This is a genomic window from Flavobacterium sp. 40-81, from assembly GCF_001898245.1.
Taxonomy (GTDB): Bacteria; Bacteroidota; Bacteroidia; order Flavobacteriales; family Flavobacteriaceae; genus Flavobacterium; species Flavobacterium inviolabile.
The window spans coordinates 216,948-239,853 of sequence record NZ_MKTM01000031.1; the positions used below are offsets into that span (position 1 = coordinate 216,948).

Here is a 22,906-nt window from a genome sequence, read left to right on the forward strand (position 1 = left end):
CTGTATAAACTAACTTAATTAAGTATTTAATGACACTGTAAAAGTACTTCTTTCGACAACACAGATTTTACGGTTTTTTCAAGTATTTTTTACGGTTTCGTTTTTTTTTGAGTTTTTCTTTGTTTTTAACACTTTCAAAGGGTTTAAAAGGGCTTAAAATCGTTCTGAAAGGGCTTCAGCATCTCAAAAAACCGTACCATTTATAAACCGGATTACGGTATAGTAAAAAGGCTTTCCCGAAAAGAGAAAGCCTTTTTTATAATTTACATTTTCATCAGCCAGTTACGCATAGAAACTTCTTCATTGATAATTCCTCTCAATTCTGAAATTTTCACACGATCCTGCTGCATGGTATCTCTGTGACGAATCGTTACTGTTTCATCTTCTAATGTCTGATGATCGACCGTAACACAGAATGGTGTTCCTAATGCATCCTGACGACGGTAACGACGCCCAACGGCATCTTTCTCATCATAGGCAACATTGAAATCCCATTTTAAGTCTTCTATAATTTTTCTGGCAACTTCCGGCAGACCATCTCTTTTAATTAATGGCAGTATCGCAGCCTTTGTTGGCGCTAAAACGGAAGGCAGTCTTAAAACCGTACGGGTTGAGCCGTCTTCCAATACTTCTTCCTGCAATGATTTCGAGAAAACCGACAAGAACATTCTGTCCAGTCCAACAGAGGTTTCCACTACATACGGTACATAGCTGGAGTTTGTTTCGTTATCGAAATATTGTAATTTCTTACCGGAATGCTGTTCGTGTGCTTTTAAATCGAAATCGGTTCTGGAGTGAATTCCTTCGAGTTCTTTAAATCCGAATGGGAAGTTAAATTCGATATCGGCAGCAGCATTAGCATAATGGGCTAATTTTTCATGGTCGTGGAAACGATAGTTTTCTTTTCCTAATCCTAATGAAAGGTGCCATTTTAATCTTGTTTCTTTCCAGTATTCGTAATATTTCATTTCTTCCCCCGGACGAACAAAAAACTGCATTTCCATTTGTTCGAACTCCCGCATACGGAAGATAAACTGACGGGCAACGATTTCGTTACGGAACGCTTTTCCGGTTTGTGCAATTCCAAAAGGAATCTTCATACGTCCTGTTTTCTGTACGTTCAGGAAGTTTACAAAGATACCCTGTGCCGTTTCCGGACGCAGGTACAGATCCATAGCAGAATCGGCAGAAGCGCCTAATTTTGTTCCGAACATCAGGTTAAACTGGCGTACTTCGGTCCAGTTTCTGGATCCTGATTCCGGGCAGGCAATTTCCAGCTCTTCAATCAAAGCCTTAACATCGGCAAGATTTTCCGTTTCCAGGGAACGTGCCATTCTTTCCAGAATTTCGCGCTGTCTGCTTCGGTATTCAATAACACGGGCATTGGTCGCTACAAACTGTGCTTCATCAAAAGCATCGCCAAAACGGTCTTTTGCTTTATCAATTTCTTTTTGTGCTTTCTGGTTTAATTTTTCGGCATAATCCTCAATTAAAACATCCGCACGATATCTTCTTTTTGAATCTTTATTGTCAATTAGCGGATCGTTAAACGCATCCACGTGGCCGGAAGCTTTCCATGTAGTAGGATGCATAAAAATAGCAGCATCAATACCTACAATGTTTTCGTGCATCTGAACCATGGATTTCCACCAGTATTCACGTATATTTTTCTTTAATTCTACACCGTTTTGAGCATAATCGTATACTGCGCTCAAACCATCATAAATTTCGCTAGAAGGGAAAATAAATCCGTATTCTTTTGCATGCGAAACTACATTCTTAAATAAGTCTTCTTGTTTTGCCATAATGCAAAAATAGGAAAAAGAGATTGTAAAAAATAGGGGAAATTTTAACTTTTTGAAGTATTATCGAAATTGGAAATTAGCCGTTCCGATTATTCTGTCCTGATGGATTATGTTAACTTCATAATCGCCTTTAATCAGTTTTTTTTTATCGACGTCAACAAAGGCGCAAACGTCGGTCGCTTTATTATCATAAAACACGATCCCTCTGGCGGTACAGTCCAGATCGCTGTTGTATTTTTCATTAGGATGAAGGCCGTTGCTCAACACGGTGTGTTCCGGGTTTACAATCTGATAGAAAATTTCCTGATTGCCGCGGCCGATGTTTTCGTTATATGCTAAAGTGTAGCAAATCCTGATCTGGTCTATTTTATTGGACCGGTTGGTTTCCAAAAAATCGCTGTAGATAATTTTAACACCTCTAACACTTACATTCATCGCTTTGAGCTGTTTCGTTTTCAGACCGGCATCATCATTTTCCAGGCTGCTTAACTCGTTACTGGCTGCTTTCGCCGTTTTTTTTCTTTCTTTCGTTTTCGTACTGACAATCTTCTGTTTTACCTTTTCCGTCTTTTTCAAATCTGCCGTAACAGCTTGAGGTTGTTTTACGGCTCCTTCGGGATGTATGACTGTTTTAAAAAGCAGGGAACTTCTTTTCGTATTTGTCCCCAGAACATTGCTAACAGAATCATATCGTTTTAAAATTTCCGAAAGTTCATTTTTATGTATGGAATTCTCTAAAGATATCTTATCTTTAAGTGATTTGTTTTCACTAGATAACCGATATAAATTAAAAGACAGGGTGAGTACTCCGATAACGAGCACACCGACACTCACCTGACCTAAAATTGAAGAATTATTACTTGTCATTTCTATTTATTAATCAATAAAAGTATTCCGCCTGTTGTAATACTAAAAAAATAATCGATGAAATGATAAAAAACTTGATAAACTTACTCTTTCCGAGATTATGTAGCGGCTGTAACAGCATTTTATTGCAAAATGAAGGGGCAATTTGCATCAAATGCCGGCATGAGATCCCGATTACGAATCATCATCTGATACCGGAAAATGAAACCCTGAAAAAGTTCTACGGAAGACTGCCTCTGGAATATGCTTCCTCCTTTTTTTATTACCATAAAGAAGGTATTGTACAGCAGCTCATTCACCATCTCAAATACAAAGGCCGGCAGGAAATAGGCGAATTGCTCGGCAATTGGTATTTTACAGAAATTAAAGACCTTACCATTCTCAAAACCGTTACCGAGATCATTCCGGTTCCGCTTCACAAAAAACGGTTACAGGAACGCGGTTACAACCAGCTCACCACATTCGGGAAAGCGCTGGCGGCCGGTTTTGAAATTCCGTACAACGAAACCATCCTGCTCCGTAAATATTATTCCAAGACCCAGACAAAGAAGACTATTTTCAGCCGGACCGAGATTGGCACCGAATTATTCGAGGTTCATTTTACCGAAAAAGACCACGGCAAACATTTTTTACTGATCGACGATGTTATTACCAGCGGTGCCACACTGGAAGCCTGCGGCAAAATGCTGCTGAAAATCCCCAATGCCAGCCTGAGCATCCTTGCCATTGGTTATACACACTCTTAATTTTACAAAGATTTTCTAAAAACATTTTCATTCCACTGAATATAATTGTTATTTTGTGCTGTAAAATCATTGGTAACATGTTGAAGAACCGTATTGCTTTCTTTATTATTGTCTTTTCTCTTTTATTAACCGGTTGTGCCAAAAGAGGTATGGTTTCGGGTGGTCCGAAAGACACCATTCCTCCTACAATCACCTATAGTAATCCTGAGAATTTCAGTACTAATTTTAACGGGAATTTCATCAAGATCAATTTCGATGAATATATTAAGGTAAAAGACATCAATAAACAACTGATTATTTCGCCTCCAATGAAGAAGGCTCCGGATATCGTTCCGATGGGCTATGCCAGCAAATACATCACCATTAAAATCAAAGATACTTTACAGCCCAACACCACTTACAGTTTTAATTTCGGACAGAGTATAACGGACAACAATGAGTTCAATCCGTATTCCCAGTTTAAATATGTGTTTTCAACCGGTCCGTATATTGATTCTTTAAAAGTGGGCGGTGTTATCAAAGATGCCTATTCCCGAAAGGCCGATAATTTTGTATCGGTAATGCTGTATGAAGCCGAAAAATTTACCGATTCCACCGTTTTTAAACAACAGCCGCGTTATGTTACCAATACGCTGGACAGTTTAAAAGTGTTTACCCTGGAAAATTTAAAAGAGGGCAAATACCATGTTGTTGCTATAAAAGACGTTAATAACGATTATAAGTTTGATCCGAAAACCGATAAAATCGCTTTTTTTAAGGATCCGATTACAATTCCTAACGATACCCTTTTCAGCCTGAGTTTATTCAAGGAAGAGCTTCCGTTTAAAGCAGAAAAGCCTACACAGGAAACTCCCAACAAACTGATTTTAGGTTACGAAGGGAAAGATCCGAAAAACACCAAAGTAATTGTAAAACGGGGCGGCGAAACGCTGAATACCATAATTACCAAATTCCCGGCCAAAGATTCCCTACACATCTGGCTGCCTAAAATCACGCCCGATTCCCTGCAGATCCTGGTTAGCAACGGCAATTATTCAAAAGAGTTTAAAACGAAAATCAAGGAGCAGAAAGTTAAAGATTCCTTGTCTTTTGATGCCAAACCAAAGGGTTCCATCGGCCTGAGAGATCTTTTTACAGTATTACCTTCGATGCCTTTAACCAAAATTGACGAGGCTAAAATGAAGCTGATCAATAAAGATTCCGTAGCGGTTCCTTTTAAAACAAAATATAACGATTTTGATAATGCGCTGGAATTCGACTTTAAAAAAGAACCCAATCAGAAATATTCCCTGACCTTATTTCCGGGCGCTTTAACCGATTTTTACGAAAAGGCCAACGATACCCTTAAATATTCATTAGCCACAAAAAGCATTACGGAGTATGGTAATTTACGGGTACAGCTTGAAAACGTAAAACGTTTTCCTGTAATTCTGGAAATTCTTGATAAAAATGCCAAAGTGATTGCAACCGCATACAGCGAAAAAGAAACGGTTCTGGACTTCAACACACTCGAACCGAATTTGTACACGCTGCGCCTGATTTACGACGACAATAAGAACCGCAAATGGGACACCGGTAATTACCTGGAAAAGTTACAGCCGGAAGAGGTTATCTATTTTATTAATGATGTCGACGTTCGCGCAAACTGGGATGTGGATCAGGTTTTTAAATTAGATTAAACTTATCCCTGTCTCTCAGGAAGCCCAGCTTATTTCTGTTCGCCAGCATTAATTCTTTGTCCAGCTGAACGGAGAACACCACTTCTTTTTCCACCGGTTCCACCAAAGCATTGCCCAGATAGTCCAGCACCTGCGAATGTCCGGAATAAAAGTTATGATTCACATCGTCACCAATCCGGTTCACCCCTATCACATAGGACATATTTTCTATGGCTCTTGCTTTCAACAATGTATCCCAGGCTAAAATTCTAACCTGAGGCCAGTTGGCTACATAAATCAGCAAATCATAATCGTCATTGTTACGGGAAAAAACCGGAAAACGCAGATCGTAGCAAATTAACGGACAGATTCTCCATCCCAGATAATTCACAATCAGTCTTTCGGTTCCACCGGAAGTATAAACCTTGTTTTCGCCAGCCAGGGAAAATAGGTGTCGTTTATCGTAGTATTCCACATCACCGTTAGGAAAAACAAAAAGCAGGCGGTTATAGAAATTATCATTTTCGCGGATGACCAGACTGCCTGTTATGGCACAGTTTTTTTCAACGGCCGTGTGTTTCATCCACGTTACCGTTACACCGTCCATGGATTCGGCTACTTCATCGGGATTCATCGTAAAACCGGAGCTGAACATTTCCGGCAATACAACCAGCAGCGAATCTTCGGGAATATTCTGAATTTTTGCAGCAAAATAATTTCTGTTTACTTCCGGGTTTTCCCAGAAAAGAGGGGCCTGAATAATGCTAATTTTCATTTCCTGTGCTTCGTTTTTACGGTTTATGGATTCGAAATGTATTTCTTCAATAAAAATAGAAAAGATATTGTAAACAAAAGGGATTCATCCCACAAAAATACTGCAGGTTTTATTGCTGAAAACAAAAAACGCATTCAGCTTGTGGCCGAATGCGTTTTTATCGTGATTTTTATAAAACTATTTGATACTTGCTTTAAGATATTCTCTGTTCATACGGGCAATATTCTCAAGAGAAATTCCTTTTGGACATTCTACCTCACAAGCACCGGTATTAGTACAGTTACCAAAACCTTCGTGGTCCATTTGCTCTACCATGTTCAGTACACGCTCTGCTGCTTCCACTTTACCCTGAGGCAATAAAGCAAATTGCGATACTTTAGCTGAAACAAACAACATAGCCGAAGAGTTTTTACAAGTAGCCACACAAGCACCACAACCGATACAGGTAGCCGCATCGAAAGCTCGGTCTGCATCATGTTTAGGAATTGGAATTGCGTTAGCATCCTGTGTATTTCCGGAAGTATTTACCGAAATAAATCCTCCTGCGTGCTGAATTCTGTCGAAAGCACTTCTGTCTACAACTAAATCTTTAATTACCGGGAAGGCTTTCGCACGGAATGGCTCAATATAAATAGTATCACCATCTTTAAACATACGCATGTGTAACTGACAAGTCGTTACTCCTCTGTCTGGTCCGTGAGCTTCACCGTTAATATACAAAGAACACATTCCGCAGATTCCCTCACGACAATCGTGATCGAAAGCTACCGGTTCGTCTCCTTTTTCTACTAATCCGTCATTCAATACGTCTAACATTTCCAAGAAAGACATATCAGGCGACACATCGCTGATTTTATAATCAACTAATTGTCCTTTATCTTGAGCGTTTTTCTGACGCCATATTTTTAACGTTAAATTCATAACTTTTTGTATTAAGTATTAAGTGCAAGGTATTCTAATTTGCCTTAACACATTAAAATTATTTGTAACTTCTTTGAACCAGTTTCACATTTTCGAATTTCAGCTCTTCTTTGTGTAATACGGCTTCTCTCGGGTTTCCTTTGTATTCCCAAGCGGCTACGTATGCAAAGTTAACGTCATCACGTTGTGCTTCTCCTTCTTCTGTTTGATATTCTTCTCTAAAGTGACCTCCACAAGATTCATTTCTGTGTAAAGCATCTTTAGCGAATAACTCTCCTAATTCCAAGAAATCGGCAACACGCAATGCTTTTTCCAATTCCTGGTTAAATCCGTTAATATCTCCGGGAACACGAACGTCTCTGTAGAATTCCTCACGGATGGCTTTAATCTCATCCATAGCTTCCGTAAGTCCCTGGGCATTACGCGCCATACCTACTTTATCCCACATTACTTTTCCTAATTTTCTATGGAAATGGTCAACAGAATGTGTACCGTTATTGTTACTGAATTTTTCAATCAAGTCTCTAACGTTTTTCTCCGCTTCCGCAAATTCCGGTAAATCTGTTGAGATTTTACCTGTACGGATATCTTTTGATAAATAATCACCAATAGTGTACGGTAATACGAAGTATCCGTCAGCAAGACCCTGCATCAAAGCAGAAGCTCCCAAACGGTTCGCTCCGTGATCGGAGAAGTTTGCTTCACCAATAGAATAACAACCTTCAATTGTGGTCATTAAGTTATAATCTACCCAGATTCCACCCATTGTGTAGTGAACTGCCGGATAAATCATCATTGGTGTTTCGTATGGATTATCGTCAACGATTTTCTCATACATCTGGAACAGGTTACCATATTTGTTAGCAACTACTTCTGTTCCTAATTTTTTTACTAAAGCCGCGTCATTCTGATCCAGGTGTTTGATTTTTGCCTGCTCTTTTCCATAACGCTGAATTGCAGAAGCAAAATCCAAATAAACGGCTTCTCCTGTTTTGTTAACGCCATATCCCGCATCACATCTTTCTTTTGCTGCACGTGAAGCTACGTCACGCGGTACCAGGTTACCAAAAGATGGATAACGTCTTTCCAAATAATAATCTCTGTTTTCTTCTGCGATTTGTGTTGGTTTCAAACGCCCTTCACGAATAGCAATAGCATCATCCATGTTTTTAGGAACCCAGATTCTACCGTCATTTCTTAATGATTCAGACATCAGGGTTAATTTAGACTGGTGGTCTCCTGATACCGGAATACAAGTTGGGTGAATTTGCGTATAACAAGGATTAGCGAAGTAAGCTCCTTTTTTGTGTATTTTCCATGCAGCGGTTACGTTACTTCCCATAGCATTGGTAGAAAGGAAGAATACGTTTCCGTAACCTCCTGAAGCGATAACAACAGCGTGAGCTGAATGTCTTTCGATTGCTCCGGTAACCAGGTCACGGGCAATGATTCCTCTTGCTTTTCCATCAACGATAACAAGGTCTAACATTTCATGACGGTTGTACATCTGGATTTTTCCACGTCCGATTTGACGGTTCATTGCAGAATAAGCGCCTAATAACAACTGTTGTCCTGTTTGTCCTTTTGCATAGAATGTTCTGGAAACCAATGTTCCACCGAAAGAACGGTTATCTAATAAACCTCCGTACTCACGTGCCAAAGGCACACCCTGAGCCACACATTGGTCAATAATATTAGCCGATACTTCTGCTAAACGGTGAACGTTAGCTTCACGGGCGCGGTAATCGCCTCCTTTAACCGTATCGTAAAACAAACGGAAAGTGGAGTCACCATCACCCTGGTAGTTTTTTGCTGCATTGATACCTCCCTGTGCTGCAATCGAGTGCGCACGACGTGGAGAATCCTGAAAACAAAAAGCTTTTACGTTATAACCTAATTCTGCCAAAGTAGCGGCAGCCGAACCTCCTGCCAAACCTGTTCCAACGATGATTACATCGATGTTACGTTTGTTCGCCGGGTTAACCAGGTTAATGTGATCTTTATAGTCTGTCCATTTCGTTGAAATAGGACCTTGAGGTATTTTAGAATCTAATGCCATAATCTTTATCTATTATAGGATTATTTAACAAAGTGAATATATAAAGGAATAATAGCAAATAAAAGCGGTACAATAATTGCAAATCCTTTTCCGAAAATTCGAATCGCCGGAGAATATTTAGGATTATTAGCTCCTAACGACTGGAAAGCACTATTAAATCCGTGTAGTAAGTGGAATGCTAAAACAGCCATTGAAAACACGTAGAAAATGGTAAATGCCAATCCCAATTTCGGATCTTTAAAGAACGCAATTGTAATTGTATGTAAATCTTTATATCCTTCTGCAAATTTAATTTTCGCCGGTTTAACGTAGTAAAAATCACGTCCTTCAACAACAATGTTTTCACCGTCTACACTTTGTACCGGGATAAATTTATCCTGTCCCCAACCGGAAGTAAGGTAAAATTCCTGAGAGTTTCCTGGCTGTGCTTCTACTGTAATTTTTTGCAAAGGCATATTTGAGAAATGCATTTTTGCCCAAAAATTCACCATGTGAGTAGCGATAAAAATCAGGATTAAGGTTCCTAAAACCGCCATGTTTCTTGAAGCCCACGCGCTGTTTGCAGCAGCGTTGTTTTTAGCATACCCAACAGGCCTTGCTTTCTTGTTTTGGATTGTCAGAAGAATACCATCGATCGCGTGGAATAAAATCGAAATGTACGTTAAATAAGATAGAATTTTTACAGCTGGATTGGTAGTCATAAACAATGCATATTCGTTGAATTGCAATTGTGTTCCGAATAATAACTGTAGGTTACCTGCTAAGTGACCCACCAAAAACAAGCATAAAAATAAACCCGTAAGAGCCATCCAGTATTTTTTCCCGATAGATGACTTTAAAAGTGCAGATTTTGCCATAGTGTTTGATTGTAATAGTTTTTAAAAAAATCAAACAAAAGTAACGCTATTTCAAATTAACCGCAACCCTTTAACCCTTATTTATAATGAATTTAAAGTGAGAAATGCAATGTCTTGCGAAAAATGCACTGCCTGAATTTGGTATATACTTTAAAAATAGAAGAGTAGCTATTCCGGAAATATTATTTCAGATAAGAAGGCATTAATCCTCTAAGCCCCATATCAACAACATTTTCACCTGCTGAAGGCTCATATTTCCCGTCAAAATTAACCTCTTTCCACTCAAAACTGTTGTTTACAGAAAGCGACAGGGTAACTTCAACATTTTTTGTTTCGTTTCCGGTAATCACAAATGCATTGGCAAATTTACCGGTTACCACACAGGATTTAGGCGGTATCGGAGAGGTGGCAAAAAGCGGGTTCGGAACCGTAGTGGCACCTTCCGGAGCCTGTCCGGAAAAAGGCATTCCGTTAACATTTAAAGCCCAGTATCCCTGCTCTCTGTTACCATTTACCGGGAAACTGCTGTTCCCGATGTGATGTGTCGTTAAATAGGTTTTAAATCCGACAAAACCAGCCAGCGTTCCGGTATAGTCCGTTCCCTGATTTAAAATATTAATGTCATAATTCTGGTACGACAACGAAACCCTTACCCATTCGTAGCTCCCGGTAGCCACCTGACTCAACGGTACGGAAAGGAAAACTTCATTTTCACCCACAATTTTCGACTGACTAAAATCTATCGCATTTTCACCACCTGCCATTGTTTCAGGCGCATGGTATAAAACGGTACCCATTCCTAAAGCAGTATTGGCATTTGGTGCCAGCTCCAGATAATGAGAACTGATTGCATTAAAAGAAGGGGATTGTGCCGCATTGCCACTGGCAATTGGTGCCGGCTGACCGGTATTGTTTAAACGGATCTGGTTGTTATCAAATTTAAATTTAACAATCAACTGCGGTTCTGAATTCCTCACATCGTCATTGTCATCACATGCAAATAATGTGATGGCAATTAATAATATGTATAGAATATTTCTAAAATTCATAACCTTCGTTTAACAAAATATAATAAACAAAAATCTTGCCAAGATTTTGTTAAATCAATATGTCTTCGTGACATCTTCATCTACAACGATAATATAGTCCGCTTTATTGTGGTGTTCTTCCTCTAATTTCAAAATATTTTCCTGGCTTACCGTTGCAATGGTAATAATTTTAATTTCAGGCTGGTATTGTTTCAGATACCAATAGATTCCTTCATGGTAATCGCTGTGATAACTTCCGTTGTAATGCACAAATACCGTATTGTCTTTTTTATTTTTCACAATAAAATATCCCATGGTCGCATCTTTGATTGCCTGCGCTTTCGGAAGGGTTTCGCCGCCATGGCCGCCCATCATCTCCACTATTTTAACATAGCCCGGCAGTTTGGCATCATACGGAACCGGAAGCGGTGCTATCCAGGTTTTCTCTTCATCAGTAAGGGTTTCCAGTGCTTCAAAGCCTTTTTTAAATACCAGACTGGCATATCGTCTCGGGATATTCGTGGCAATAAATTCTGTTTTGGTTGCTTTGGCAAAATCCACTAATGGTTTGTAATCTGTTTTATGATTTTTCCACAATCGCGCCAAAGTATCGAAAGCTTTCTGGTCTATCGCGCCACTCAGATACTGATTCAACTGCGGCTGATTATCGGCTTCGATCATTTCGGCTCCCAAAACCAGTTTTCTTTTTGCAGCCAGGTCTTTTGTTAATTCCAATTGCAGCCAGTGCACCACAGAGTTGTCATGAAACTCTCCAAACAACACTACTTCTGTTTTTTCACAGGCCTTTACTAATTTTTCATAATTTGTTTTTTTACCGTTTTTATCAAATAACTGGTATGGCATTTTATGCTGAGCCTGCAAAATTGTCACTAAAAATAGTGTTACAAGAAGTGATATTGTTTTTTTCATGGCAGAAAATTACCCATAATTATGAATTCTTCAAAATTTTATAGTCGTATTAACAGCATTTGTTTCTAAAGTTTTTAAATTTGGGTTCATATATACTTAAAAATTATTTCGTTATGAAATACCATCAAATAGACCGGGACTTATTCATTAAAAACCGCAAAAAATTCGCCGCGGCAATGAAGCCAAACAGTATCGCTGTTTTTAACTCCAATGATATTTATCCTGTTAGTGCAGACAGCACGTTGCCATTTGCACAGCACCGTGACATTTTCTATCTGTCCGGCGTAGATCAGGAAGAAAGCATCCTGGTTATTTTCCCCGATGCTCCTTATGAATCTCAAAAGGAAATGTTATTCTTAAGAGAAACCAATGAACACATTGCGATATGGGAAGGTGAAAAACTAACCAAAGAACGCGCATTTGAGGTTTCCGGTGTTAAAACCGTACACTGGTTACAGGATTTCGAAAAGGTATTGTATGAACTGATGACTTATGCCGATACGATGTATATCAACACGAATGAACATTACCGTGCCAAGGTGGAAACCGAAACACGTGAAGCCCGTTTTGTAAAATGGTGGAAAGAAAATTATCCTGCGCATAAAGTAGAAAAAAGCAATCCGATTTTACAGCGTTTGCGTTCGGTAAAAGAAAGCGAAGAGCTGGATTTAATCCAACAGGCCTGTAATATTACCGAAAAAGGTTTCCGTCGTATTTTATCGTTTGTAAAACCGGGCGTTATGGAATATGAAGTAGAAGCCGAATTTGCACACGAGTTCCTGAGAAACCGTTCCAAAGGTTTTGCCTATACTCCTATTATTGCTTCCGGTAACAACGCAAATGTATTGCACTATATCGAGAACAACCAGCAGTGTAATGCCGGTGATTTATTATTATTGGATGTTGGTGCCGAGTATGCCAACTATTCGAGCGATATGACCCGAACCATTCCGGTTTCCGGGAAATTCACCAAAAGACAAAGAGAAGTTTACGATGCGGTATTGCGCGTAAAAAACGAAGCCGGTAAAATGCTGGTACCGGGTAATTTCTGGAAACAATACCATATTGAAGTAGGAAAAATAATGACTTCCGAATTGCTAGGTTTAGGATTACTGGACAAAGCTGACGTTCAGAACGAAAATCCGGACTGGCCGGCTTATAAAAAATACTTCATGCACGGTACTTCCCATCACATGGGATTGGACACGCACGATTACGGTTTGCTGTATGAGCCGATGCAGGCAAATATGGTTTTCACGATCGAACCGGGAATTTACATTCCTGCTGAAGGATTCGGAATCCGTATTGAAGACGATGTGGTTATCCAGGCAAGCGGAGAGCCTTTCAACCTGATGCGCAATATTCCTATTGAGGCTGACGAAATCGAAAGCTTAATGAATCGCTAAAAAACGCTTATTTTATATAAAAACGGTTTATGACTAAAGTTGTAAACCGTTTTATTTTTTCAGTTTGCCGAATAGGTTTACTTTTGCAACACGATAAATCCCCACCGTTGAAACACATTCTTTTTAAAAATACTAAAATTGCTTATTCCGAAACCGGAAAAGGAACCGCCTTGGTTTTTCTGCATGGTTTTTTAGAGAATTCCGGTATGTGGGATTTTTACACCAAAGCTTTTTCTAAAAAATACCGCGTTATCACGATCGATTTACTGGGTCACGGACAATCGGAATCTATCGGCTACATTCACAGTATGGAAGATATGGCCGATGCCGTTCATGCCGTTTTGAGTGAGCTTCGTATCCGGAAAGCGGTTTTTACCGGACATTCTATGGGTGGTTATGTTGCTCTGGCTTTCGCCGAATTGTACCCGGACAATGTTAAAGGAATGGTGCTGCTTAACTCTACTTCCAGAGCCGACAGCGACGAGCGCAAGCGCAACCGGGATCGTGCCATTATTGCCGTAAAGCAGAGTTATTCGAATTTTATCAGGATGTCGATTGCCAATTTATTCAGTGAAGACAATCGCGAAAGACTGACCGAAACCATTGAAAAGGTAAAACTGGAAGCTTTAAAAACACCCTTACAGGGCATTATTGCCGCTTTGGAAGGTATGAAAGCCCGCAATGACCGGGAAGTTATTTTACACTTTGCGCCGTATCCCATTATGCTTATTCTGGGAAAAAAAGATCCGGTACTAAACTATAACGACAGCCTTGAACAGCTTGAAGGTACCGCTGTAAAACTCGTCACGTTCAACGACGGCCACATGAGCCACATTGAAAACAAATATGAGCTGAAAGGGATCTTATCGGATTTCTTTAAGAATATCTAACTTATTGTATCCGCTCTTCAAAAGGAATTCCGGCATTCAGGATTTCATTGATCAGGACAATAATTTCCGTCCGGAAACTGGCCAGCGTCTCCGCCGTTATCATCATATTGAATTCTTTTTCCTCTTTAAATCCAAAAGGCATAAAGCCGTTCCGCATATTTTTAAAGGATATAATCCCTACTTCCAGTTCCATACCGTTACAGTGCTGTTCATACATAAAAGCATAGCAGAGCAGCTGTATGATCTTATCATTTTTTATGTCCGCGGTTAAACCAGTCCAGTCTTTTAAGAGCACACTGTTCTTTTCGACTCTTCCGGTTTTATAATCCACTATCCTTATTTTTCCGTTGCGCTGTTCAATCCGGTCCACATTACCGGCAATTTTGACCGGAAACGGCAACCGGCTGTCTTCCAGCACTCTTTCCAACGGGATTTCCAGACCTAAGATCTTAACCGCATCATTGTTTTCCAGTTGTTTTTTCTCCTCTCTCAGGAAGTTGTGTACGTTCCGTTTCGCCACTTCAAAAGCGAGCAGGTTTTTACCTTTGGCAATCTCTCCTTCCTTATAAATCATCCGGAATTGCTTTTCAACTTCCGCATTTGATGCGCCAAACATCTGATCCACATCAGGTAATGTCAAAAATTTTCCCAGATATGGACGGTACAGTTCTTCCAGCACACCATGGATAATGGTTCCCAGAGTATTCAGGGCGATGTTTTCCTCAACTTCTTCCACTTCGGATATCCGCAGTATTCGCTGGTTATAAAACTGAATCGGATTCCGCATATAGGTCGTCAGTCCGGATGGCGAAAATCCTTTTACTGTAGCGATTTCCTTTAAACGCGCCAGTACTCCGTCAGATTTCGGGATCACGACCGGCTCGTAGGCTTTATCCGGTAAAAAAGCATTGTAAATTTGATGTATCAGGACATGCTTCGGTCTTTTTTCAATTTCCAGCTGCGTAATAAAACGGCTGCGTTCCCCGGCATCCAATCCTTCACTTTCGGTATTGTACAGCAGGTAAATATTTTTAGCCCTTAGCAATAAGTGGTAAAAGTGATAGCTGTAAATAGCATCTTTTTCCTTATAGGTAGGCAATCCCAATTCTCTTTTAACATCATAAGGGATGAACGAGTTTGTGGTTTTTCCGGCCGGAAATTTACCTTCATTCATCGAGGTAATAATTACCGTTTCAAAATCCAGCACACGACTTTCCAAAACACCCATTATCTGTAATCCGGTTAGCGGCTCTCCTTCAAATGAAACTTCCGCCAGATCGACAATCTGCTTATAAACCGTGAAAAGCGTATTCAGGTTATCAATTTTTGGATGTGCCTCATAATAATTAATAAGCTTGTTAATTACTTTGAAAACCGAATACAGGAAGGCTTTGGATATTTTATCTTCTTCATTATCATTACTCAGGAAGGACTTGATTGTAAGGATAATTTCCGAAAGCCTGTTCAGCACACTAATAACATCATCACTCCATTTCTCGAATAATAAAGAAAATAATCCGGTAGGATAATTGTTGATTTCGAGCAGTTTTTTTTGCGTCAGGAACGTAATATTGTTTTTATTCACAATCTGAACAGCATAGGAAGCCTTCACATACGGTTCGACTAACGGATGCGTCAGGATATCCAGTATTTCTTTATAGTAGAACACATAGTTCTTTTCATCCCGCTGTATAGCGTTTGTGTGAAGTTTGAACAATTTGTGTATCAATATCTGAGCCGGGTTATTTTTACTGCTATAACCCATTGTAATGTTCAGGCTTTCAACCGTATTGGGCAGCGCATACAGCACCGGAATGAGCAGGTTTTCTTCCCCTAAAACAAGCGCGACCTTGTCCAGACTTTCTGTTTTGAGCTGCACTTCTTCAATCAGTTTTCCGGCAATTTTTGCCTGGCCTACGGTTTTGGGCGTTCCGATAATCCGGATGTTTTTTTCCTGGCTGAATTCGTTTACGATCCATTCAAACGGCTGCGTAGTATATTGTTTCCACTCTTTTTTAAACCTTCTGACAAATAGTCCGGCATCGTGAAAGGTATCGTTCAGGAAAACCTCATCGATGTCCCAATACACTTTTGCCTGTTCATTAAACAGCAATTGCTGCATTATCTTTTCTTCCGCCTGATTCAGGGCATTAAAGCCTGCAAACAGCAGTTTTTTATCACCTATGGCTTCCGAGAAATGGTTCAGGTTTTCAACAGCTTCCCTGTAGATCAGTCCCTGATAGCCTATTCCTTTCCGAAGTAGGTGTTCGTATAATCCCTGATAATAGGAGGGTAATAAATTCCAGAATTCCAGATAGTTTTCAATCAGCGTGGTTCTTTGTTCCAGGTCTAACGACCAGTGCTTGATGTCTTCAATATCTTTCAGATAGGAAAACACATGGCCTGGTTTTAGCAGGTAGCGGTCAATTTCATTAAAATCCTGCAGCAATGTTTTTGCCCAGTTAGCAAAAAGCTCAAAAGGCTGTTGTTTCTCTTTGGGCGTTAATTCCAGATAAACATCATAGAATTCAAACAGCAATTCAATACTATCGCAGGTGCGAATGCCGGCAACATTTTGAATAAAGTCTTCGATACTGATGATTTCGGGAGCGAATACCGTTCCGTTCAATTGTTTTTTCAGCGCTTCTACTAAAAATATTTTCGCTCTTTTATTGGGTAAAACAATTGTAATCCCGGACAGGTTTTCCTGGTATTGCGATACGATTTCGCTGCTTAATTTATCTAAAAAGGAATAATTCACCATTTATTTTTTTGCAGATAACTGCCTTGGAAATTTTTAACTGTATTGAAAACCAAACTGGTTATGGCTGATTTTATTTCCATACAGAATAAAAATTATGCCTCCATAAAGTTAGGAAAATTGGCCTTCAAAAAAAGCAATCAGCCACAATTATGAATAAAAAAAAACGTCCCGATAAATCGGGACGTTTCATTTATTTAGGTATGTGAATTAAATTATTTGATTAATTTAACCTCAACACGTCTGTTGTTAGCTTTACCTTTAGCTGTTTTGTTAGTATCGATTGGTTTAGATTCACCATATCCGATTGAAGATAATCTTTCGAAATCGATTCCGTTTTCGATTAAATAATCTTTAACAGCTTTAGCTCTTTCTTCAGATAATTTTTGGTTGAATGCATCTTTACCATCGCTATCCGTGTGACCTTCAATGCTGAATCTAGCATGAGGGTACTCTTTCAAGATTGCAGTGATTGACTGTAATACCGGGAAAGTTTGTTTTTGGAAAGTAGCTTTACCAGAGTTGAATAAGATTGTTTTAGCGTAAGCATTTAATTTTTTGATAGTCTCGTCAGAAACTTCAGGACATCCGTTGTTAGCAACAGTTCCTTTAACGTCTGGACATTTATCATCTTTATCAGCTACACCGTCACCATCTCTATCTGGCCAAGGACAACCTGCATTTTCTTTAGGACCTTTTACAGAAGGACATTTGTCTAAGTTATCTGGCACACCGTCACCGTCTGTATCAGGACATCCGTTGAATTGTTTTAAACCAGCTACTTCAGGACAAGCATCATCTTTATCAGCGATACCATCACCGTCTGTATCAGGACATCCCTGGAATTCTTTAAGACCAGCTACATCCGGACAAGCATCATCTTTATCTGGAATACCGTCACCGTCTGTATCAGGACAACCTTGGAATTCTTTTAAACCAGCTACATCTGGACAAGCGTCATCTTTATCATAGATTCCGTCTCCGTCTGTATCTTTACCTCCAAATTTGAAAGTAATACCAGCGAAATGCTGCATATGAGATGGAACATCAACAGAAGGATTTCTTGTCTCATCAAATGAATGCTTGTAAGTTGAACGGAAAGATAAACCTACATTTTCAGAGAACCAGAAAGTTAAACCTAAACCTCCGTTTACAGTTCCTGTACTAGCATCTCCAAAGAAAGTATAACCTCCACCAATGTGAGCAGAAGGATCAATAACTTTAGATCCGATTAAATTCATGAAGCTATAGTTGATAACCCCATCGATACCGTAGTAAGAAAGATCACCAGGATTTACAACAGTGTAATCTCCAGGAATCGTAACTCTTGGCTCTACGAATCTTGTAATTTTATTTACCGATCCAGTCACTCCGAAAGAGAAGTTATCTCCTACGTGTCTAGAAACATTAACGAAAGAAACAGAAGGGATAATATTCCAATTATCTCTTACGTTAAAATACTGTGAAAATTGTTCTTCTAATTTCTTGCTGGCACTGAATCTTGTGTCTACAGCGTTCGCACCAATAGTAATAGCCCAAGGGTTATTGCTATCCTGAGCCTGCGAACTAAGACCCGCAAACATCAATGCTGCTACGAATAATTTGTTTAGATGTCTCATACTTTTTTTATTTAATTACAATACGTTATAATTACAGCAAAAGTAAGATGTAAAATATTAACTACAAAGCAATTTGTTAAAAAATTCGCTTTTTCTTACTAAAAACTTCTTATTGAATTACTCCCAATGCTTTTCCAACCTCTTTAAATGCATTTATTGCCTTATCCAGATGCTCTTTTGAATGAGCCGCAGACAGTTGTACTCTTATTCTTGCTTTATCCTTAGGAACCACCGGGAAGAAGAATCCGATTACATAGATTCCTTTTTTCAGCAATTCATCTGCCATTACCTGAGAAAGTTTCGCATCATACAGCATTACCGGTACAATTGCCGAATCGCCGTCAATAATATCAAATCCGGCTTCTTTCATTCCGGTTTTAAAATAATTGGTATTCCACTCCAGTTTATCTCTTAAAGCAGTGTCTTTCTCCAACAATTCAAACACTTTTATTGAAGCTCCCACAATTGAAGGCGCCAAAGAGTTTGAAAACAAATACGGACGGGAACGCTGTCTTAAAATTTCGATAATTTCTTTTTTAGCGGTGGTATAACCCCCCATTGCTCCACCCAAAGCTTTCCCTAATGTTCCGGTGATGATATCCACACGGCCCATAACGTTTTTAGCTTCCAATGTTCCTTTTCCGGTTGCTCCGATAAATCCTGCCGCATGGCACTCGTCTACCATAACCATTGCATCATATTTGTCTGCCAGATCACAGATTTTATCCAAAGGCGCTACCAGTCCGTCCATTGAAAAGACCCCATCGGTAACGATCAGTTTGAAACGTCTTCCTTCTTCATTTGCCTTGATAAGCTGCTGCTCCAAATCGGCCATATTATTGTTTTCATAACGGTAACGTGCCGCTTTACACAAACGCACTCCGTCAATAATAGATGCGTGGTTTAAGCTATCGGAAATAATTGCATCCTCCTCACCCAATAACGGCTCAAAAACACCTCCGTTAGCATCAAAAGCTGCTGCATAAAGGATCGTATCTTCCGTTCCGTAAAAGTTGGCTATTTTTTGTTCTAATGTTTTATGAATATCCTGAGTTCCGCAGATAAAACGTACAGACGACATTCCGAAACCGTGTGTATCCAAAGCATCTTTCGCTGCCTGAACCACTTCCGGATGGGAAGACAAGCCCAAGTAGTTATTGGCACAAAAATTTAAAACGGTTTCGCCGGAAGCAATTTTAATTTCGGCTCCCTGCGGAGAAGTAATGATTCTTTCTTTTTTAAACAATCCGTTTTCCTGAATTGTATTTAATTCGTTTTGCAAATAATCTTTGATTTTTCCGTACATGATATGCTGTTTATTCGGTTATGCTATTTATTCGGTTACAAATGTATCACATTTAAAGTTTCCCCTATATACACCAGGGTCTTTTTCATCACTTCAAATCCCATCTCTTCCAATGCCATTTTGTACTCTTCCAGCTGTTTTTCATACTTCGCCTGATGCATCCCGGTTTTATAATCCAGCAAATAGGCTTTCCGCTCTTTTAAAACCACCCTGTCCGGTTTAATGGTTCTGTTCCCTTTTTTAATAATACTCTGTTCTTTGTAAACCACATTGCCTTCTTCAAAAAACAATTGCAGTTCGGGATGTTCCACAATTTCCCGCAGGGTTTTTTCTACTTCTTCCTTTTGTGTATGCGTTATCAAGCCGCTTTCCTGCGCCTTGATTATCGCCAGCGGGATATCGTTGCCGGTTTTTACAAAAGACAGGATCTCATGCAGTACATTTCCAAATTCAATAGCTCTTTCCTGAGCCGTTCCCCACATCAAAGCTTCTCTTTGGGCGATTTTCACGGCCTTAGGATCTAATTTCTCCTGAACTACCGTAATCAGCTGCTGTTGCTCTCCCTGCGGTCTGGCTACAGATTTTCGTTCCGGTGTTCCAAATTCGAAGATTCTTTTTTCCTCCTGATATACGCCTTTATAATCCAGGTATTTAATAAAATAGGAGGACATATTGTTTTTCAGCTCGCCTTTACTGCTCACATTTTTACCGGAGATAATATACAGCTGTTCTTCCGCCCTCGTAAGTGCCACATACAAAACGTTGATATTGTCCAGTAAATCCTGCTGACTTTTTTCTTCATAGACCAAAGCAGCTTTTTCGCCATATTCCGACACTTCTTTCCTGACATCCACCAATGCTTTCGAAATAGCAAAATCGGCTTCATCCATTTCCAGCCACATTTTACTTCGCGGCGCGCGCGCATAGTCTTCTTCCGCAAACGGGAAAATAACCACCGGAAATTCAAGTCCTTTCGATTTGTGGATCGTCATGATCCGGACAGCATCATTACCTTCCGGTGACGGGATACTGAATTTCGATCCGTTTTTATCCCAGTATTCCAAAAAGTCGGCAATTCCGGATTGTGTTCTCACATCTCTTTCCAATACCAGATCCAGAAAATACTGCACGTAGGAAATCGTACTTTTTTCTTTTATAAAAACAGCCACAATAATTTCCACTGCTTCATACAGGGATTTTTTACGGCAGTCTTTAAACGAGATGATAATCCCCAGTTCGTGCAACCATTGCTCCAATCCTTCTTCCGTTTCCTGCTGCATGCCTTTTTCGATACAATCGTGAACCGGCAGCTGTGTTTGCCTGTATTGCGCAACGAAATACAAAAAGGCAGCTTTCGCTTCTTTATCGTTATTATTTTTCAGGTATCGCAGTACATTCAGGATCAAACGCACCTCTGTGGCATTTTCAATTAACAGGGTTTCCGACGAGAGTATCTTAACCGAATTTTCGGTTAGAAAATTTGCCAGCGCCACGCCCGAAGAGCGCTTACGGGTAAGCAACACGATATCTTTATAGGCAAAACCTTTAGCCACTACTTCTTTAATGGTCTGCAATGTCGCTTTCAGGTACAACTGCTCTTTTCCATCCGCTTCTTCCTCGTTGTTTTCGTCGGCCTCCACTACATCCGGAATAAACGAAATATTCACATAACCGCCGGTTTTAGCATTTACCTGCTGATGGCTGTGGTTCCTGTACAGATCCTGATAATCCACATTGGAAAACTCATCAGACAGCATGGCAAAAAAGGCGTTGTTGAATTCGATAACTTCCGAATAGCTCCGGAAATTTTTCTCCAGACGCACCAATTGCTTGTCCGGATTTGAAAAAGGGTTCCGGCATTTACTCAAAGCAATAAACTGCTCTGCTTTACCGCCCCGCCATCTGTAAATGGATTGTTTCGGATCGCCCACAATCATCAGCGAGCCTCTTGTTCCGCTCAGGTCTTCGCTCGACAGCGCATTATCGATTAGCGGAATCAGGTTGTGCCACTGCATTTCGGAAGTATCCTGAAACTCGTCTATAAAAAAATGTTTGTACCGTTCCCCCAGACGCTCATAGATAAAAGGAGCCGGCTGGTTCTGAATTTCTTTATAAATAATCGCATTGAACTCGGAAATAGACAGGATATTCTGTTCTTTCTGAATCCGCTCCAGTTCTTTACTAATGGAGTTCAATAGCGATAAGGGTGTAATATTTTTCAGAAAGGCCTCATAAAAACTTTTCTTTTCATAGTTTTTATAGACTTCCTCCAGCAATGTTATTAACGTTCCGGATATGCTTTCTATAATTTCTTTGTCTTTTGCCGTTTTATTAACAGCTATATCTTCGGCTTCCCGGAATTTTTTATGGCTGCTTTTCAGTTCTCCTTTCTGAATGTATCCCAAATGATTCGGAAAAGTTCCGCGGGAAAACGATTTTAAATCGATGCCTTTGCTTTCAATCAACGCCATTGCCTCATCGGCTTTCGCCACACAATCAGCTTCCAATTTTGCAATAGCAGCTGTTAACTGCTGTTTGATAACCTGGAATTCCTCAATTGTTTTATCCTGGAAATTAACGATCTCATTCCGGTTGTTTTCATTCATCAGCAGCCTGCCCACATCCAGTAATTCCCCGGTAACGTCCCAGCTTTTATCATTATCCGTTTTATCAACCGAAAAGTCTACCAGGATATTGGTCAGCTCATGGTCTTCCCCGGCTTTGGCTACTATAGCATCAACCGCTTCCTGCAATAACGAATCGGTTTCCAGAGAAACGTCAAACGTGACCGGAAGATTCAGATCATGTGCAAACGCACGAATAACCTTATGGGTGAATTTATCAATGGTCGAAATATCAAACGAGGCATAATTGTGAATGATATTTTTAATAATAGCTTTCGATTTATCTTTAATCGTAACCAGACTGAGCCGTATTTCGGCAGCAATATCCTGCATCAGGTCCATTGCTTTGTCATTTGGCGCTTCTTTTGAAAACTCCGACAAGCTGGAAACAATCCTGGTTTTCATTTCCTCAACCGCTTTATTGGTAAAGGTAATGGCCAGGATTTTTTTATAGGCATCGTTGGTATCCGATTGCAACAGTATCTTTAAATACTCTTTTACAAGCGTATAGGTTTTTCCGGAACCCGCCGAAGCATCATATATGGAGAATGCAGTTTTATTCACAGTTAAGAAAAGTTTATATTGAAATTACCAATAACGGAATAGAGAATTACTATTTTTTATTCCAAAGTTTAATTTATAAATTTGAATAAA

At 39.7% G+C, this 22,906-nt stretch carries 16 protein-coding genes; 4 read left to right on the forward strand and 12 right to left on the reverse strand.

The genetic code is table 11. The features are described from left to right. Positions 1–263 precede the first annotated feature (263 nt). Positions 264–1,805: a glycine--tRNA ligase gene (locus BGO42_RS12370; protein ID WP_177730504.1), complete on the reverse strand. Its 1,542-nt coding sequence runs from the start codon at positions 1,803–1,805 to the stop codon at positions 264–266. A gap of 60 nt (positions 1,806–1,865) precedes the next feature. After that, positions 1,866–2,672, reverse strand: coding sequence for a DUF8428 domain-containing protein (locus BGO42_RS12375; RefSeq protein ID WP_273244335.1), 807 nt, complete (start codon positions 2,670–2,672; stop codon positions 1,866–1,868). Positions 2,673–2,734: 62 nt separating this feature from the next. Between BGO42_RS12375 and BGO42_RS12380 the strand changes: the two genes are divergently transcribed. Both BGO42_RS12380 and BGO42_RS12385 read left to right on the forward strand, forming a co-directional pair. After that, the gene (locus tag BGO42_RS12380) at positions 2,735–3,418 is read left to right on the forward strand and encodes a ComF family protein (protein ID WP_273244333.1); all 684 of its coding nucleotides are present in this window, start codon (positions 2,735–2,737) and stop codon (positions 3,416–3,418) included. A 77-nt stretch (positions 3,419–3,495) separates the two neighbouring features. Then, positions 3,496–5,097: an Ig-like domain-containing domain gene (locus BGO42_RS12385; RefSeq protein ID WP_177730510.1), complete on the forward strand. Its 1,602-nt coding sequence runs from the start codon at positions 3,496–3,498 to the stop codon at positions 5,095–5,097. On the opposite strand, the gene BGO42_RS12390 is transcribed toward BGO42_RS12385, so the two are convergent. From BGO42_RS12390 to BGO42_RS12415, 6 genes are all read right to left on the reverse strand, one after another. Further along, positions 5,084–5,851 (reverse strand): amidohydrolase, encoded by a 768-nt coding sequence (locus BGO42_RS12390; protein ID WP_177730512.1) that lies wholly within the window; start codon positions 5,849–5,851, stop codon positions 5,084–5,086. The two genes, BGO42_RS12385 and BGO42_RS12390, sit on opposite strands and share 14 nt — an antisense overlap. Positions 5,852–6,028: 177 nt before the next feature. Beyond that, on the reverse strand, positions 6,029–6,772 hold the full coding sequence (locus BGO42_RS12395; RefSeq protein ID WP_177730514.1) for a succinate dehydrogenase/fumarate reductase iron-sulfur subunit: 744 nt from the start codon (positions 6,770–6,772) through the stop codon (positions 6,029–6,031). Between the two features lie 58 nt (positions 6,773–6,830). After that, complete coding sequence (locus BGO42_RS12400) at positions 6,831–8,831, reverse strand: fumarate reductase/succinate dehydrogenase flavoprotein subunit (RefSeq protein WP_177730517.1); 2,001 nt, start codon at positions 8,829–8,831, stop codon at positions 6,831–6,833. 20 nt (positions 8,832–8,851) lie between these two features. After that, positions 8,852–9,688, reverse strand: a complete 837-nt coding sequence (locus tag BGO42_RS12405) for a succinate dehydrogenase cytochrome b subunit (protein WP_177730519.1) — start codon at positions 9,686–9,688, stop codon at positions 8,852–8,854. Between the two features lie 182 nt (positions 9,689–9,870). Next, complete coding sequence (locus BGO42_RS12410) at positions 9,871–10,737, reverse strand: hypothetical protein (RefSeq protein ID WP_273244329.1); 867 nt, start codon at positions 10,735–10,737, stop codon at positions 9,871–9,873. 54 nt (positions 10,738–10,791) lie between these two features. Further along, positions 10,792–11,646 (reverse strand): ChaN family lipoprotein, encoded by an 855-nt coding sequence (locus BGO42_RS12415; RefSeq protein WP_273244327.1) that lies wholly within the window; start codon positions 11,644–11,646, stop codon positions 10,792–10,794. A 113-nt stretch (positions 11,647–11,759) separates the two neighbouring features. Here BGO42_RS12415 and BGO42_RS12420 point away from each other — a divergent pair, with 113 nt between their 5' ends. After that, positions 11,760–13,052: an aminopeptidase P family protein gene (locus BGO42_RS12420; RefSeq protein WP_273244325.1), complete on the forward strand. Its 1,293-nt coding sequence runs from the start codon at positions 11,760–11,762 to the stop codon at positions 13,050–13,052. Between the two features lie 107 nt (positions 13,053–13,159). Beyond that, entirely contained in the window at positions 13,160–13,942 is a 783-nt protein-coding gene (locus BGO42_RS12425; protein ID WP_177730527.1) for an alpha/beta fold hydrolase, read from the forward strand. 1 nt (position 13,943) lies between these two features. Here the strand turns inward: BGO42_RS12425 and BGO42_RS12430 are convergent, their stop codons facing one another. From BGO42_RS12430 to BGO42_RS12445, 4 genes are all read right to left on the reverse strand, one after another. Beyond that, positions 13,944–16,706, reverse strand: a complete 2,763-nt coding sequence (locus BGO42_RS12430) for a PD-(D/E)XK nuclease family protein (protein ID WP_273244323.1) — start codon at positions 16,704–16,706, stop codon at positions 13,944–13,946. 212 nt (positions 16,707–16,918) lie between these two features. After that, positions 16,919–18,322 (reverse strand): OmpA family protein, encoded by a 1,404-nt coding sequence (locus BGO42_RS12435; RefSeq protein WP_177730531.1) that lies wholly within the window; start codon positions 18,320–18,322, stop codon positions 16,919–16,921. Positions 18,323–18,431: 109 nt separating this feature from the next. After that, complete coding sequence (gene kbl / locus BGO42_RS12440) at positions 18,432–19,628, reverse strand: glycine C-acetyltransferase (protein ID WP_177730533.1); 1,197 nt, start codon at positions 19,626–19,628, stop codon at positions 18,432–18,434. 35 nt (positions 19,629–19,663) lie between these two features. Beyond that, a complete protein-coding gene (locus tag BGO42_RS12445; RefSeq protein WP_273244320.1) occupies positions 19,664–22,816 on the reverse strand; it encodes a UvrD-helicase domain-containing protein in 3,153 nt (1,050 codons plus the stop codon). Positions 22,817–22,906 lie beyond the last annotated feature (90 nt).